Source organism: Rhizobium sp. 01T437, from assembly GCF_056398505.1.
In genome coordinates this window covers 45901-59839 of sequence record NZ_JBFTPM010000018.1, presented here as the reverse complement: position 1 = coordinate 59839, position 13939 = coordinate 45901, and the positions used below count along the sequence as shown (strand labels likewise).

The 13939-nt window shown below is 59.9% G+C and carries 11 protein-coding genes; 4 read left to right on the top strand and 7 right to left on the bottom strand.

Annotated features, from left to right (window positions below; translation table 11 throughout):
* Positions 1 to 436: 436 nt before the first annotated feature.
* On the bottom strand, positions 437 to 2389 hold the full coding sequence (locus AC1DM5_RS28125) for an acetoacetate--CoA ligase (RefSeq protein WP_477823345.1): 1953 nt from the start codon (positions 2387 to 2389) through the stop codon (positions 437 to 439).
* A 162-nt stretch (positions 2390 to 2551) separates the two neighbouring features.
* On the opposite strand from AC1DM5_RS28125, the gene AC1DM5_RS28120 reads away from it, so the two are divergent.
* A complete protein-coding gene (locus AC1DM5_RS28120) occupies positions 2552 to 4450 on the top strand; it encodes an AsmA family protein (RefSeq protein ID WP_477823346.1) in 1899 nt (632 codons plus the stop codon).
* Positions 4451 to 4519: 69 nt separating this feature from the next.
* Here AC1DM5_RS28120 and AC1DM5_RS28115 read toward each other — a convergent pair whose 3' ends face one another.
* The 5 genes from AC1DM5_RS28115 to AC1DM5_RS28095 form a co-directional block, all read right to left on the bottom strand.
* Positions 4520 to 5338 carry an ABC transporter permease gene (locus AC1DM5_RS28115; protein WP_113324876.1) on the bottom strand — a complete coding sequence of 273 codons (819 nt, stop codon included), beginning with the start codon at positions 5336 to 5338 and terminating at the stop codon, positions 4520 to 4522.
* Positions 5339 to 5341: 3 nt separating this feature from the next.
* Complete coding sequence (locus tag AC1DM5_RS28110; RefSeq protein WP_477823347.1) at positions 5342 to 6253, bottom strand: ABC transporter permease subunit; 912 nt, start codon at positions 6251 to 6253, stop codon at positions 5342 to 5344.
* Between the two features lie 4 nt (positions 6254 to 6257).
* The gene (locus tag AC1DM5_RS28105) at positions 6258 to 7400 is read right to left on the bottom strand and encodes an ABC transporter ATP-binding protein (protein ID WP_477823348.1); all 1143 of its coding nucleotides are present in this window, start codon (positions 7398 to 7400) and stop codon (positions 6258 to 6260) included.
* Positions 7401 to 7491: 91 nt separating this feature from the next.
* Positions 7492 to 8589 carry a polyamine ABC transporter substrate-binding protein gene (locus AC1DM5_RS28100; protein ID WP_477823349.1) on the bottom strand — a complete coding sequence of 366 codons (1098 nt, stop codon included), beginning with the start codon at positions 8587 to 8589 and terminating at the stop codon, positions 7492 to 7494.
* Positions 8590 to 8718: 129 nt separating this feature from the next.
* On the bottom strand, positions 8719 to 10113 hold the full coding sequence (locus tag AC1DM5_RS28095) for a helix-turn-helix domain-containing protein (RefSeq protein WP_477823350.1): 1395 nt from the start codon (positions 10111 to 10113) through the stop codon (positions 8719 to 8721).
* A 180-nt stretch (positions 10114 to 10293) separates the two neighbouring features.
* Between AC1DM5_RS28095 and aceA the strand changes: the two genes are divergently transcribed.
* The 3 genes from aceA to AC1DM5_RS28080 all read left to right on the top strand — a co-directional run bounded on the left by aceA (position 10294) and on the right by AC1DM5_RS28080 (position 13041).
* Positions 10294 to 11583, top strand: coding sequence for an isocitrate lyase (aceA, locus tag AC1DM5_RS28090; RefSeq protein ID WP_477976254.1), 1290 nt, complete (start codon positions 10294 to 10296; stop codon positions 11581 to 11583).
* Between the two features lie 13 nt (positions 11584 to 11596).
* On the top strand, positions 11597 to 11833 hold the full coding sequence (locus AC1DM5_RS28085; protein ID WP_113323861.1) for an SMc00767 family acetate metabolism repressor: 237 nt from the start codon (positions 11597 to 11599) through the stop codon (positions 11831 to 11833).
* Between the two features lie 107 nt (positions 11834 to 11940).
* Complete coding sequence (locus AC1DM5_RS28080) at positions 11941 to 13041, top strand: helix-turn-helix transcriptional regulator (RefSeq protein WP_477823352.1); 1101 nt, start codon at positions 11941 to 11943, stop codon at positions 13039 to 13041.
* Positions 13042 to 13048: 7 nt separating this feature from the next.
* Here AC1DM5_RS28080 and AC1DM5_RS28075 read toward each other — a convergent pair whose 3' ends face one another.
* A complete protein-coding gene (locus tag AC1DM5_RS28075; protein WP_477823353.1) occupies positions 13049 to 13918 on the bottom strand; it encodes a LysR family transcriptional regulator in 870 nt (289 codons plus the stop codon).
* Positions 13919 to 13939: the final 21 nt, after the last annotated feature.

Genomic DNA, 13939 nt, shown 5'->3' with positions numbered 1-13939 from the left:
CCATGGCGAAGCGGTGCGACCGGTGGGCCGGGCATCTTTCCGCCAGGATCAGAAGCGATCGGCTCGGACGTACCTTGGGGTATGCCCTTCGCCAATCGCTTCTGCCCTGAAAAAACCTGCTCCGGCAGAATGCTTCAATCTGACCAGGAAAGGCTCTAAAGCACTTACTTTCGCGCAATTCCGGAAGCAAAACCGCTTTACACTTTTGCTGGAATTGCTCGCCAAAGAAAAGGCAGCCAATGGCTGCCTTCGAGAGTTGGTGCTGGTAAAACAAGAGCTTAGTCGATCAACGTCATGTTTCGGGAACCGCAGTTCCAGACCATCTCTTCATGTATGGTCTCCAAGTTGGCTTCACCTTTGACAAACCTTTCTTAACGAAAGGTTTCCAAAACGCGGAATTGATCAACGGCAAAAGCTTGTAGTTTAGCAGCCGCTATCAGACCTTTAGCTCTTCCAGTCCGGCAAAAAGCTTGAGTGCCTCGGGGTTGGCAAGCGCCTCCTGATTTTTCACCGGCCGGCTGTGGACGACCTCGCGCACGGCAAGTTCGACGATCTTGCCGGACTTGGTGCGCGGGATATCGGCGACCGCGATGATCTTGGCCGGCACGTGGCGGGGAGAAGCGCCGACACGGATGCGGGTCTTGATCGCCTTGATCAGATCTTCGCTCAAGGTGACGCCGGCCGCCAGGCGGACGAAGAGTACGACTCGCACGTCGTCATCCCAGTCCTGGCCGATGCAGAGCGCTTCGGCGACTTCGTCCATCTGCTCGACCTGATTGTAGATTTCCGCCGTGCCGATGCGCACGCCGCCAGGATTGAGCGTCGCATCCGAACGGCCGTGAATGATCAGGCCGCCATGTTCGGTCCATTCGGCAAAATCGCCGTGGCACCAGACATTGTCGAAGCGCTCGAAATAGGCGGCGCGGTATTTGGCGCCATCAGGATCGTTCCAGAACATGACCGGCATTGATGGGAAGGCCTTGGTGCAGACCAGTTCGCCCTTTTCCTGACGGACTGGCTTGCCTTCGTCATTCCAGACGTCGACGGCAAGGCCGAGGCCAGCTCCCTGGATCTCACCGCGCCAGACGGGCTGCAGCGGATTGCCGAGCACGAAGCAAGACACGATATCCGTGCCACCGGAAATCGAGGCAAGCTGGACGTCTTCCTTGATACCTTCATAGACGAAGGCGAAACCTTCAGGCGACAGCGGCGAACCGGTGGAGGTGATCAGCCGCAAGCTCGAGAGATCATGGCTCGTGCGCGGCGTCAGTCCACTCTTGCGCACCGCGTCGATATATTTGGCCGAGGTCCCGAAGATCGCGAATTTCTCCTCGGCCGCATAGTCGAAGAGCACATTGCCATCAGGCGCGAAAGGCGATCCGTCGAAAAGGCAGAGCGTGGCACCGGAGGCAAGGCCGCTCGCCAGCCAGTTCCACATCATCCAGCCGCAGGTGGTGAAGTAGAAAAGCTTGTCCCCAGGCTGCACTCCGCAATGCAGGCGATGCTCTTTCAGGTGCTGAAGCAGCGTGCCTCCGGCAGAATGCACGATGCATTTCGGTACGCCTGTTGTGCCCGAGGAAAACAGAATATAGGCCGGATGGGCGAAAGGCAGCTGCACGAACTCGATCGGCTTCGGCGCATAGGGAGCAACGAATTCTGAAAGCGTCTCGCCGCCGGCGGTTTCGCGCGCGACCTCTTCGGCGTTACCGGCATAATGGACCACCAGCGTCGGCACACCGAGGCTCTTGGCGACGTTCGCCACCTTCGACTTCACGTCCTGCAGCTTGCCATTATACCAATAGGCATCGCAGGCGATGAAAAGTTTCGGCGCAATCTGCCCGAAACGATCGAGCACGCCTTGCTCGCCGAAGTCCGGAGAACAGGACGACCAGATGGCGCCGATCGACGTTGCCGCCAGCATGGCAGCTATCGTTTCCGGCATGTTGGGCATCATGGCCGCGACACGGTCGCCCTCGCCGATGCCGAGCGCGCGAAAGCCCTGCTGGAGCTGTGATACAAGCGCGCGCAGGCGATCCCACGACCAGCGGTCTTCGACCTTGTCCTCACCGCGGAAAATGATGGCATCTCCCTGCCCGCTTCCGCTCAGCAGGTTTTCAGCGAAGTTCAGGTGCGCCTCAGGAAAGAAGCGTGCCTCCAGCATGCGGTCGCCGTTAACGAGAATATCCGCGCCGCGCTCTCCCTTCACGCCGCAGAAATTCCACAAGGCCGACCAGAAGCTCTCCCGATCGGCGATCGACCAGGCATGCAGATCCTCAAAGCCTTTCAAGGCGAGACCGAAGTCTCCATTGCAGCGCTGCATAAAGGCATGGATCGGGCTATTTTCGATCCCATCTTCCGTGGGCTTCCAAAGCGGCTGATTTTCCTGCATTCAATCCTCCTCCCCAATGCGGAACTTATAGCATGCTGCATTGCATTATAAAGTGTGCAGCGACGCGATCCGCCGCGCGTGGGATTTGCATATGCCCGGTATTTCATATATCCGGCAAAATCAGAAAATAACGGGTAACCGGCTGAAGTTCCGGCGGAGCTCATGGGTACGTCAAGACAAGGCAGATGGCGAAAAAGGATCGGCCCCGTCTCACGCTGGCTGCCGGCATTTGCCCGTGTCTCCACCATCATATTGTTAATCGGGCTTGCCTTCTTCCTCGCGCTCAGGATCGCCGCTCCCTATCTTATTTCCACCGGCTTCGTGCGCTCCGGCATCGAGGATGCTCTGTCGAAATGGACGGGCTATCACGCCGAGATCAAGGGCAATCCGGTCCTCGAATTCTGGCCGACGCCACGCATTACGCTCAACAACGTCACCATCCGCCAGCCGCGTGAAAGCGGCGACAAACTGCTCGGCCGCATCGAGAGCCTTTCAGCCGATTTCAACCTGATCGATGCGCTGCGCGGCCGCACTCGCTTCCACGAATTTCATCTGCTGAGGCCCAGCCTCGCGCTGACGCGCGATGAGAACGGCCTGATCGACTGGAGCTATACCGGCCTTCTGGCGCGCGCCATCGGTGGCGTGCGGGATGACGGCGGCACCGAGGTTCTCGATCCGAAGCTCGACGCCGACATCGGTGCCGTGACGGTCGAGGACGGCACGCTGACCCTGACCGATACGCAGACAGGCAATGTCTACCACTTCGACAGCGTCGCAGCCGATATCGCCTGGCCGAAGCTGTCGAGAGCCATTTCGGCCGTCCTCATTGCCCGGTTCAACGGCGAGGACCTAAAGGTCGATTTTGCCTCTGCCGCGCCGCTGCTCGTCTTCGCCGGCAAGAATGCCGAGATGAAAGCCTCGATCGCTTCCAATCTGATGACCGCGCGTTTCCAGGGTGTCGGCAGCATGGTGAGCCTCTCGTCGGTCTCAGGCAACATCAACGCCAGCTTTCCTGATGTGCAGGCCCTCTTGAAATGGTCCGGCAGATCTATCCCGGGGATCGAGTCGCTGAAGAGCGCGTCGATGACCTCGGATGTGACGTCGGTATCCAACGGTTTCCGCTTCAACAATGTCAGTATGGCGCTGAACGATGCGAGCGCCACCGGTGTGATGGATTTCACCGTCGCGCCCGGCAAGCGGCCGAAAATCGGCGGGACACTTGCCTTCGATCAGATGAACCTCAAACCATTCCTCGATGCCTTCGCGCTCAGACTTGCCGCCGGCGGCCTTGGCGACTTGCTGCTACCGAGCCCTCTCGGACCGCTGCAACTTCTCGATCTCGATGTGCGGCTTTCCGCGCGACAGGCGCAGATGGGTATCTTCTCGCTTGCGGATGTCGGCGCCAGCGTGATCGTCGCCGGCGATGAAGCGAAGTTCGATATCGGTGACAGCCAGTTCGAGGGCGGCGAAATGACTGCCCATCTGGAGGCGACCCGCCGCGATTTCGATGGTGGCGGCAAGCTGCAGCTTTCAATCCGCGATGCGGATTTCAATGCACTTGCCGAAAAACTGCAGCTCAAGGGGCCGCTGCCGCATGCGACCGGCTCCCTCGATCTTTCGCTAGAGACGCCGAAGGCGATCTGGACGACGGGACTTGCCGATGTGACCGGCAAGCTCAGATTCTGGACGGCGGCGGGCTTCATCCCCGGCGTCGATGTCTATGCACTTCGCACGCAGGCAGCGCAAAAGCCGTTCTTCGCGCTGAGCTCCACTGGAAACGGATCCTTCGCCTTCAGCAAACTCGATCTTCGGGCCGACTTTGCCAATGGTACCGCGGAAATTCACGATGCGCGATTTGCCGGCTCCGATCAGATGCTGACGCTATCAGGCGTCATTACTTATGAGTCGAACGGGCTTGCGCTCTCCGGCGCGCTGGAAGCGATCGATCCGGCAAAAGCGGTCGATCTGCCGCGCCTGCCCTTCTTCATCGGCGGCTCCTGGCCGAACCCGGTCATTTCGCCGGTGCCGCTGTTCAACGTACCGACGAAAACTCAGCCTTAGAGCCTTTCCTGGTCAGTTCTAAAGCATTTCCGGACGCAAAACCGCTACAGGCTTTCGCCGGAATTGCTCTTAAGCTGTCGCCGCCGCAGCCCTCTCATCGCGCTCCCGCTGTACTTCGCGGCGCTTGGTGACGACAGATGCGCAGATGACGCCAACCGCCACGATGGCAATCAGAATGGTGCAGACCGCGTTGATCTCCGGCGTCACGCCGAGACGCACCTGGCTGTAGATCTTCATCGGCAGCGTGGTTGCGCCCGGTCCTGACGTGAAGCTCGCAATCACGAGGTCGTCTAGCGACAGGGTGAAAGCCAGAACCCAGCCGGAAAAGACGGCTGGCGAGATGATCGGCAGCGTCACCTCGAAGAAGGTCCTGACCGGCGGGGCGCCGAGATCCTGGGCGGCCTCCTCGATCGACTGGTCGAAGCTTAGAAGCCGTGACTGCACGACGACGGCGACGAAGCACATGGTCAGCGTCGTATGCGCCAGTGTGATGGTCCAGAAGCCGCGGTCAAGGCCGATTGCCACGAAGAGGAGCAACAGCGACAGGCCGGTGATGACTTCGGGCATGACAAGCGGCGCATAGACCAATCCTGAAAAGAGGATGCGGCCGCGGAAGCGCGTGAAGCGCACCAGGGTGATCGCCGCCATGGTGCCGAGGATCGTCGCGAATGTCGCCGACAGCAGGCCGACGCGGATCGTCACCCAGGCCGCATCGAGCAGGGCCTGATTGGAGAGCAGCGAGACATACCATTTGGTCGAAAAACCGCCCCAGACGGTGACGAGCTTCGATTCATTGAAGGAGAAGATCACCAGAAGCACGATCGGCAGATAGAGAAAGGCGAAGCCGAGCACGACGGAGGTGATGTTAAAGCGGGTCCATCTAAACATGGCTTATTTCCCTGCCTCATCGGCTTTCGCCTGAACATTCTGGAAGAAGACGATCGGGATCACGAGAATGAGAAGCAGGATCGTCGCCACCGCCGAAGAAACGGGCCAGTCGCGATTGGAATTGAATTCGTTCCAGATCGTCTTGCCGATCATCAGCGTCTGCGAGCCGCCAAGCAGGTCGGGGATAACGAATTCGCCGACGGCCGGGATGAAGACCAGCATGCAGCCGGCGATGACGCCCGGGATCGACAGCGGGAAGGTGACGCGCCAGAAAGCCTGGATCGGCGTGCAGCCGAGATCCTGTGCCGCCTCGATCAGCGTGCCGTCCATCTTTTCCAGCGCCGAGTAGAGCGGCAGCACCATGAAGGGCAGATAGGAATAGACGATGCCGATATAGACGGCTGTATTGGTATTGAGGATGATCAGCGGATTGTCTATGAGGTGCAGCGACGTCAGGAACTGGTTCAGCAGCCCTTCCGGCTTCAGGATGGCAATCCAGGCATAGACGCGGATCAGAAAGCTTGTCCAGAAGGGCAGGATCACCAGCATCAGGAGCGTCGGGCGAATGCTGCGGGGCGCCTGCGCCATGCCATAAGCAACCGGATAGGCGATCAAAAGCGTCAGGAAAGTGGAGATCCCGGCGATCACCACACTCGATATATAGGCATTGAAATAGAGCGGATCGTCGGTCAGGTAGCCGTAATTGTCGAGGGAGAAGCTCGAGACCTTGTCCCAGAAACCGCCCCAGCCATCAGCGAGAGCGAAGACCGGCTCATAAGGCGGCATGGCGATCGCCGTTGCCGACAGCGAGATGCGGAAGACGATGAAGAACGGCGCCAGGAAGAAGAGCAGCAGCCAAGCGTAGGGAATGATGATGACGAGGCGATTGTAGAAGCGTGAAGTCAAGGTTCCCATGATCTCAATCCTTCAGCAGCACGCCGCCGTCCTCATCAAAGGAGACCCAGACTTCCTGATCGTAGGTGAAGGGGTCATCGACGGCGCGCTGTGCGTTGAGGGAAGAAGCCTTGACGACATTGCCGTTCGGCAGTCTAACGTGGAAGACCGTCATGTCGCCGAGATAGCCGATGTCCCAGAGCTCGCCCTTGGCGGCATTGGTCGAGGCATTCCCAGGTGCCGCGCGGGTGACGCGGAGCTTTTCCGGGCGGATTGCGAAACCGAGCGTGCTACCAACGGTCGGGGCGTCGGTCGAGGCCGTGCGGACCGTGAAGCCGCTGTCGACGGCGATTTCGACCGCGCCATTTGAGGCCGTTGTCACCTTGCCGTCGAAAATGTTCACGTCGCCGATGAAATCAGCAACGAAGCGGCAATTCGGCGCTTCGTAGATTTCGGCCGGTGTTGCCACCTGCACCACCTTGCCGTGGCTCATGACTGCAATGCGGTCGGCCATTGTCATCGCCTCTTCCTGGTCGTGGGTGACGACGACGAAAGTGAGGCCGAGGCTCTGCTGCAGGTCCATCAGTTCGAACTGGGTTTCCTCGCGCAGCTTCTTGTCGAGCGCGCCGAGCGGCTCGTCGAGCAGCAGCACTTTCGGGCGCTTGGCGAGAGAACGGGCTAGCGCCACGCGCTGGCGCTGGCCGCCGGAAAGCTGGTTGGGCTTGCGGGAAGCGAACTGCTCGAGCTTCACGAGCTTCAGCATCTGCGAGACACGCTCGGCGATCTCGTCCTTCGGCATGCCATCCTGTTTGAGGCCGAAGGCAATGTTCTTCTCGACCGTCATGTGCGGGAAAAGAGCGTAGGACTGGAACATCATATTGACCGGCCGCTTGTAGGGCGGCGTGCCCGAAAGATCGGTGCCATCGAGAATAATTTCGCCCGATGTCGGCTGTTCGAAGCCGGCCAGCATGCGCAGCAGCGTGGACTTGCCGCAACCGGATGCGCCGAGCAGCGCGAAGAACTCGCGGTGATAGATATTCAGCGACAGATCGTTAACGGCGGTAAAATCGCCGAAGCGCTTGGTGACATTCTTGAAGGCAATGAACGGTTTTGCGGACGGATCGGTCCAAGGTGCGAATGCGCGGCGGATATTGCCAAGAGATTTCATACTATTCCCCGAAAATACAAGGTTTCAGCCGGCCTCCACCCGGGCCGGAAATGGAAAGGCCCGGACGTTTCCGTCCGGGCCGAAATCTCGGTTATTGGCCGGTGACGACCTTGGTCCAGATTCGCGTCACGACGCGCTGCGTCTTCGGATCAAGCGGCGGCACGGTGAAGAGCTTGGCCATGATCTCCGGCGTCGGATAGATCGCCGTGTCTTCGATCACGTCCTTGTCGAGAAACTGCTGCGAGGCCTTATTGCCGTTAGCGTAGAAGACAAAGTTCGATGCTTTGGCGACGACTTCAGGCTTCATCATGTAGTTGATGAATTCATGCGCCTCTTCGACATGCGGCGCATCCTTCGGAATGCCGAAGACATCGAAGAAGATCTGCGCACCCTGGCTCGGAACAGAATAGTCGACATTTACGCCGGCCTTTGCCTCGGCCGCGCGATCGCGCGCCTGGAAGACGTCGCCCGAAAAGCCGAGCGCGATGCAAATATCGCCGTTGGCGAGCGCGCTGATATATTCAGAGGAGTGGAACTTGCGAACGAAGGGACGAACGGCAAGCAGGACCTCCTGCGCCTTGTTCAGGTCTTCCGGCTTCTTGCTGTTCGGATCGAGGCCGAGATAGGCAAGAACGGACGGAATGACGTCTGTCGGCGAATCCAGCATATAGATGCCGCAATCCTTGAGCTTCGCAGCCTTGGCCGGATCGAAAAGTGCATCCCAGTTCGGCTTTTCATCCGTGCCGAGCGCAGCCTTCACCTTATCGACGTTATAGCCGATGCCGGTCGTGCCCCACATGTAGTCGACGGAGTATTCGTTGCCCGGATCGAAGGTGGCAACGCCCTTCGTCACGATGTCCCACATGTTCGACAGGTTCGGCAGCTTGGACTTGTCGAGCTTCTGATAGACGCCGGCCGCGATCTGGCGCTGCATGAAAGACACGGTCGGAACGACGACATCGTAACCCGTGCCGCCGGCAAGCAGCTTGGTTTCCAAAGTCTCGTTGGAATCGAAGGTGTCGTAGACGACCTTGATACCGGTTTCCTTGGTGAAGTCCTCGAGGATCGAGCTGTCGATATAATCGGACCAGTTGTAGACGTTGACCACACGCTCCTGGCCGAAGGCAGGCGCGGCGGCAAGGAGAGCGACAACGGCAACTGCCGTCAGGCTGGCGATTCTTGACCTCATGATATCTCCTGTTTTTTTAAAGGTATCGCGCCCCCGGACACCTCTTATTTCCCTCTGGTTTTGCTGCAGACTAGAAAGGATTTCCGGAGCCTACAAGCGCAAAATCCTGCGGTGTCAATGATTTCACAATCACTGAAAATCGAAGGTTCCAAGGCCAGCAGAGGTCTCGTCCAGAGCAAGTGGACGCGTCAGCGGCGGCTCGGCCCGGGAAAGGCATCCGCGCCTTTCACAAAGGCGGCAGGCGGGGCCGACCGCAACCGGCAAGGCGTCGCTTCTGCCGTAGACCAGACTGTCGTGCAGGGCGGCATCGCAGCCGATCAACAGAGCCGTGCGCCGCACCCGCTCGCCGAACTCCACCACCGGCCCTTCGAGCGTGCGTGCGATCGTCAAGAAAGCCGCACCATCGGGCATGATGACCGTCTCGGCCAACACCCTGCCCGGCTCAAGAAAGGCAGCGTGGACGTTGAGCTTCGGACAGTGGCCGCCAAAGCGCGCCTGCGGAAAGCCCTGGGCACCTGTCCGGCGAATGACATGGCCTGCAGCATCACTCTCCATCAGGAAGAAGGGAATGCCGGCAGCGCCAGGACGCTGCAGCATGACGAGGCGCGACGCAGCCTGGCCGAAGGAGACAGCGAAACGGGCGCGGATGAGATCGATGTCGTATCGGGTATTCTGTGCGGCAAGAAGAAAGGCCCCATAAGGCATCAGCAAGGCGAGCGCCGCACTGCGAGCCAGCTCGAAGCGGGCGATGCGCCGCGCCTCGTCGGATGACAGCGGCAGTTCCTCAAGCGCGGCCTCGATCTCGGACCGCAAGGCGAGCCTTGCCACTTCGATGGCTATTTCCTGTGCTTGATCGGCCCCCGAAAGGCGCTCGGACAGGAAAAGGCGCATCGAGTGACGGTCGAAGCGGCGACGCAGATCCGGCATGACATGAACGGGCAGGATGCGGGTGGCGATACCGCGCTCGTTCTTCAGCCAGTCCTTCAGGTTGCCGCCGGCAGCAAGTCCGTTGGCGAAACTTTCCGCCGCCGCCTCGATGTCAGCGAAATAGGCGGGGCGGCGTTCCAGCACCTCCCTCACCTCGTCCAGAGGCAGGCGGCCGGAAGCGACCGGCGCACGGCCCTCGCCCGCCATCAGGGCCGTCAGGTCGGAAAGGCGGGCAGCCTGCTCGCGATAGGCGCGGTAGAGCTTGATCATACCGCTCGCGGCATTGGGCGCGGCATCGGCCACTTCGACAAGCTCCTGATCGCCCGGCAGTTCACCCGACAACAACGGATCGGCGAACACCTCCTTCAACTGGCCAAGGCCGCCGGCGGTTTCGCCCTGCAGTTCCTCAAGATCGATGCGGTAGACGGAAGAGAGCTTGAGCAGCAGTTGCACCGTCAATGGGCGCTGATTGCGTTCGATCAGATTCAGGTAGGAGGGGGAGATTTCCAGCGCCTCGGCCATGGCAGTCTGCGTCAACGCCAGCGCATTGCGGATGCGTCTGACTTTCGGCCCCGCAAATATCTTCCGTTCCGCCATGTCACATCCTTTACACCTTTGGATTTACAAGTCTTTACAAAATTACAAAACAACCCTGTAAATTCTCGTCATCCTAACCTCTTTCTCTGTCTGAAATCAAAGGTTTTTCTGGATAATTCGCTCGTTCTTGTAAATTCTGTCATCAGCGCTCAGGCGTTGGAAGTCAAAGAGGAGATTGGCATGACAGATTTTTACAAACTCATTCGCAATGTACCTGATGGCCGTTTCGACGGTATCGAGCGGCCCTATTCCACCGCCGATGTCGAGCGTCTGCGCGGCTCCGTCGCGCTCCGCTACACGCTGGCCGAAATGGGGGCTGCACGTCTCTGGCGGCTTCTGCATGAGGATAATTTCGTCAATGCGCTCGGCGCGCTCTCCGGCAACCAGGCCATGCAGATGGTACGCGCCGGGCTGAAGGCGATCTATCTTTCCGGCTGGCAGGTCGCCGCCGACGCCAATACCGCATCATCAATGTATCCGGATCAATCGCTCTATCCCGCCAATGCCGGACCGGAGCTTGCCAAACGCATCAACCGCACGCTCCAGCGCGCCGATCAGATAGAGACGGCAGAAGGTGGGGAACTTTCAGTCGAGACTTGGTTTGCGCCCATCGTGGCCGACGCCGAGGCCGGTTTCGGCGGGCCGCTCAATGCTTTCGAGATCATGAAAGCCTATATCGAGGCGGGGGCGGCCGGCGTTCACTTCGAGGATCAGCTGGCCTCAGAGAAGAAATGCGGCCATCTCGGCGGCAAGGTGCTGATCCCCACCGCCGCTCATATCCGCAATCTCGACGCGGCGCGGCTTGCCGCCGATGTCATGGGAGTGCCGACACTCGTCATCGCCCGTACCGATGCTGAAGCGGCCAAGCTTCTGACCTCTGACATCGACGAGCGCGACCAGCCTTTCGTCGATTATGATGCCGGACGCACGGTCGAGGGCTTCTATCAGGTGCGCAACGGGCTGGAACCCTGCATTGCGCGTGCCGTCGCGTATGCATCGCATTGCGACCTCATCTGGTGCGAAACGTCGAAGCCGGATCTGGAGCAGGCGCGCCGCTTTGCCGAAGGCGTCCACAAGGTGCATCCCGGCAAGCTGCTTGCCTATAATTGCTCGCCGTCCTTCAACTGGAAGAAAAACCTCGACGATGCGACGATCGCCAGGTTCCAGCGCGAACTCGGCGCTATGGGCTACAAGTTCCAGTTCATTACACTCGCCGGGTTCCACCAGCTGAACTACGGCATGTATGAGCTCGCCAGCGGCTATCGCGAGCGGCAGATGGAGGCCTATTGCGAGCTTCAGCAGGCGGAATTCGCTGCCGAGGCGCGCGGCTATACTGCCACCAAACATCAGCGTGAAGTCGGCACCGGCTATTTCGACGCCGTGTCGCTGGCGATATCAGGCGGCCGTGCCTCGACGACGGCCATGGGGGAATCAACCGAACACGCCCAGTTCAAACCGGCTGCCGAGTAGAGGAGGAAACGACATGGCATCCATTGCGCGCGTCCGCGAACGGACGGAAGAGCAGGCAAGCAGCATGACGGACGACCAGCAAACGGTGATCCGTATGCTTGCCAATGATCTGCACAGGCTGAACCAGTCCGTGATGAAGGCGGTCGAGGCCGGTGTTTCGGTGGAACTGGTACGCTCCGCCCGGCATCATGGCGGCGACGGCAACTGGGGAGATCTGCTGATCCCCGTCATCGTCGCAAACAGAAATTAAGGGTAGGGTCCGGGGGGGTAAAGACCGCCGGACCTACGCTATTTGACGCAATTGTCAGCACAGCGGAGTCGCGGCATAATTGAGCATATCTTCGAACGGAACTGCATATGCCCGGTTCGCCGCACGCAAAACTCGAAGTTCTGACCGATCTGATCTATGGCGCGCTCTTCGGCGAGACGTCGTGGCAAGCCTTTCTCGATGCGCTGACCGCGACGATGCCGGATGCCAAATCGACGCTGTTTTTCCACGATGCCGTCACGCGCACCGGTGGCCTCTCCCTCTCCTCTGGTCTCGCGGAAAAGGAAACCGAGGCCTATAACCGCTATTATGCGGCCATCAATCCGTGGATGCCGCGAGCCGCCACCCGGCCGATCGGCCTTGGCGTGATCGCCGATCAGATGCTGCCGCGCGATCAGCTTCTGAAGACAGAATTCTACAGCGATTACCTTCGCTGGATCGGTTGCGAAAGCAGCGTCGGCGTGACGATCATGCGGGAACGCGGACGCTCCTTCAATCTTTCGACGCTGACCTCGTCTTCCGATGCGGATTTCAATCGCACGAATGCAGAACTGCTCAGCGACCTGGCACCGCATCTGCGCCGCGCCTTCGATTTCATTCGCCGCGAGCACAGCGATCCCCATAATAATGAAAACGGATTGGCGCTCTTCGACGCGATCGGCGTCGGTATCGTCCATATCGGCGAGGATCAGAATATCCGCTCGATCAACAGCGCGGCGGAGCGGATGATTGCCGAGGGCGAAGCGATCGGCGTGACCTCGACCGGGCGGATCATGATCAATGACAGCGAGCTTGCCTCCCGCCTGTCGGCTCTGCTGCGCCACCGCCTGCAGGCATTTTCGCCGGCAAGCACGCTGATCAGGATGAAGGACACCAGCTTTAAATGCACGTTGGTGAAGATGCAGTCGGATTTCATCACCGAATTTCTCGAGGGACCGACAGTGGCGATGATCATCGAGCGGACGAGCCTGCCGTTGCGCCCCGATCTCAATGACGCCCTGCTCCGTATCGACCAACTGACGGCGGCGGAAATGCGGATCGCTGCCGGCATCACCGCAGGCCTTTCGCTGCGCGAAGTCGCACGGACGAACGATGTCAGCTACGAGACCGCACGCTCGCATCTGAAGAACATCTATTCGAAGCTCGGGGTGAACAGCCAGGTGGGGCTCGTGCGCAGACTGATGCCGTAGAGCCAGATTATCCGCGACTGGCGCGCTTGCCGGCGAAGAGGTCGGTATAGCTTTTCAAAAGCTTCGTCATCCGGTCGGCAACCGTGCGGATTTCCGGGCGGTGGCGATCCTCGGCATTCATGACGATCCACTGGCGGTGACGCAGCTCCGGCAGCTCGCCGCCGCACCGTTCCAGTTCGGGATCGAGATCGCCGACGAAGCAGGGCAGCACCGTCTTTCCCGCGCCCGCACGCACCAGATCCGGCAGGGAGCGCGGGCGGTTGACGGTCGCGACGATGGCGGATGCAGCATTCTGATAGGGCCAGCGCAGATAGGCGGAGATCGCATCCTCTGCGCCGACGGCGATCCATCTGGTGTCGTCCCGGCTGGCGTTGCGTCTGATGTAGACGGCATAGGCGACTTCGCCCAGCAGGCGGGCGGCGAGATTGCTTTCCTCCGGTTCGAAGGCGCGGATGCCGATATCGCTTTCCCGGTAGTTCAGGTTCGCGCGGGCCTCGCCGATTGTCAGGGAAATGCCGAATGTGTCCCCCGGCACACGGATCGCCGAGAAATTCTCCGTCAGCAGCCAGGAGATCCATGTGCCGGCAGCGATCCTGACGGTGGCCCCACCCTCGGACGATTGCCGCCATGCTTCGACCTTGCGGGCAGCGGCCTCCATCTCCTGCAGATGATCGACGAGGGTCTGCCCATCTGATGTCAGGCGGTAGCCTGTCTGGCTCCGGTGAAAGAGTGTGCGGCCGAGTTCCTGCTCCAGATCGAGCATGCGCCGGCCGATCGTCGCTGGGCTGAGAGCTGTGGCAGTGCTTGCGCCCGTCAGGCCGCCGGTACGGGCGACCTGCAGGAAAAGTTGATAGGAATCCCAATTGCTATTTTTCATGAATGAAAAACATAGTGGGAT

What these genes read in the sequence shown, in the direction of transcription:
- AC1DM5_RS28125 (WP_477823345.1), bottom strand. Translation starts at nt 2,389, where the DNA reads ATGCAGGAAAATCAGCCGCTTTGGAAGCCCACGGAAGATGGGATCGAA.
- AC1DM5_RS28120 (WP_477823346.1), top strand. Translation starts at nt 2,552, where the DNA reads ATGGGTACGTCAAGACAAGGCAGATGGCGAAAAAGGATCGGCCCCGTC.
- AC1DM5_RS28115 (WP_113324876.1), bottom strand. Translation starts at nt 5,338, where the DNA reads ATGTTTAGATGGACCCGCTTTAACATCACCTCCGTCGTGCTCGGCTTC.
- AC1DM5_RS28110 (WP_477823347.1), bottom strand. Translation starts at nt 6,253, where the DNA reads ATGGGAACCTTGACTTCACGCTTCTACAATCGCCTCGTCATCATCATT.
- AC1DM5_RS28105 (WP_477823348.1), bottom strand. Translation starts at nt 7,400, where the DNA reads ATGAAATCTCTTGGCAATATCCGCCGCGCATTCGCACCTTGGACCGAT.
- AC1DM5_RS28100 (WP_477823349.1), bottom strand. Translation starts at nt 8,589, where the DNA reads ATGAGGTCAAGAATCGCCAGCCTGACGGCAGTTGCCGTTGTCGCTCTC.
- AC1DM5_RS28095 (WP_477823350.1), bottom strand. Translation starts at nt 10,113, where the DNA reads ATGGCGGAACGGAAGATATTTGCGGGGCCGAAAGTCAGACGCATCCGC.
- aceA (WP_477976254.1), top strand. Translation starts at nt 10,294, where the DNA reads ATGACAGATTTTTACAAACTCATTCGCAATGTACCTGATGGCCGTTTC.
- AC1DM5_RS28085 (WP_113323861.1), top strand. Translation starts at nt 11,597, where the DNA reads ATGGCATCCATTGCGCGCGTCCGCGAACGGACGGAAGAGCAGGCAAGC.
- AC1DM5_RS28080 (WP_477823352.1), top strand. Translation starts at nt 11,941, where the DNA reads ATGCCCGGTTCGCCGCACGCAAAACTCGAAGTTCTGACCGATCTGATC.
- AC1DM5_RS28075 (WP_477823353.1), bottom strand. Translation starts at nt 13,918, where the DNA reads ATGAAAAATAGCAATTGGGATTCCTATCAACTTTTCCTGCAGGTCGCC.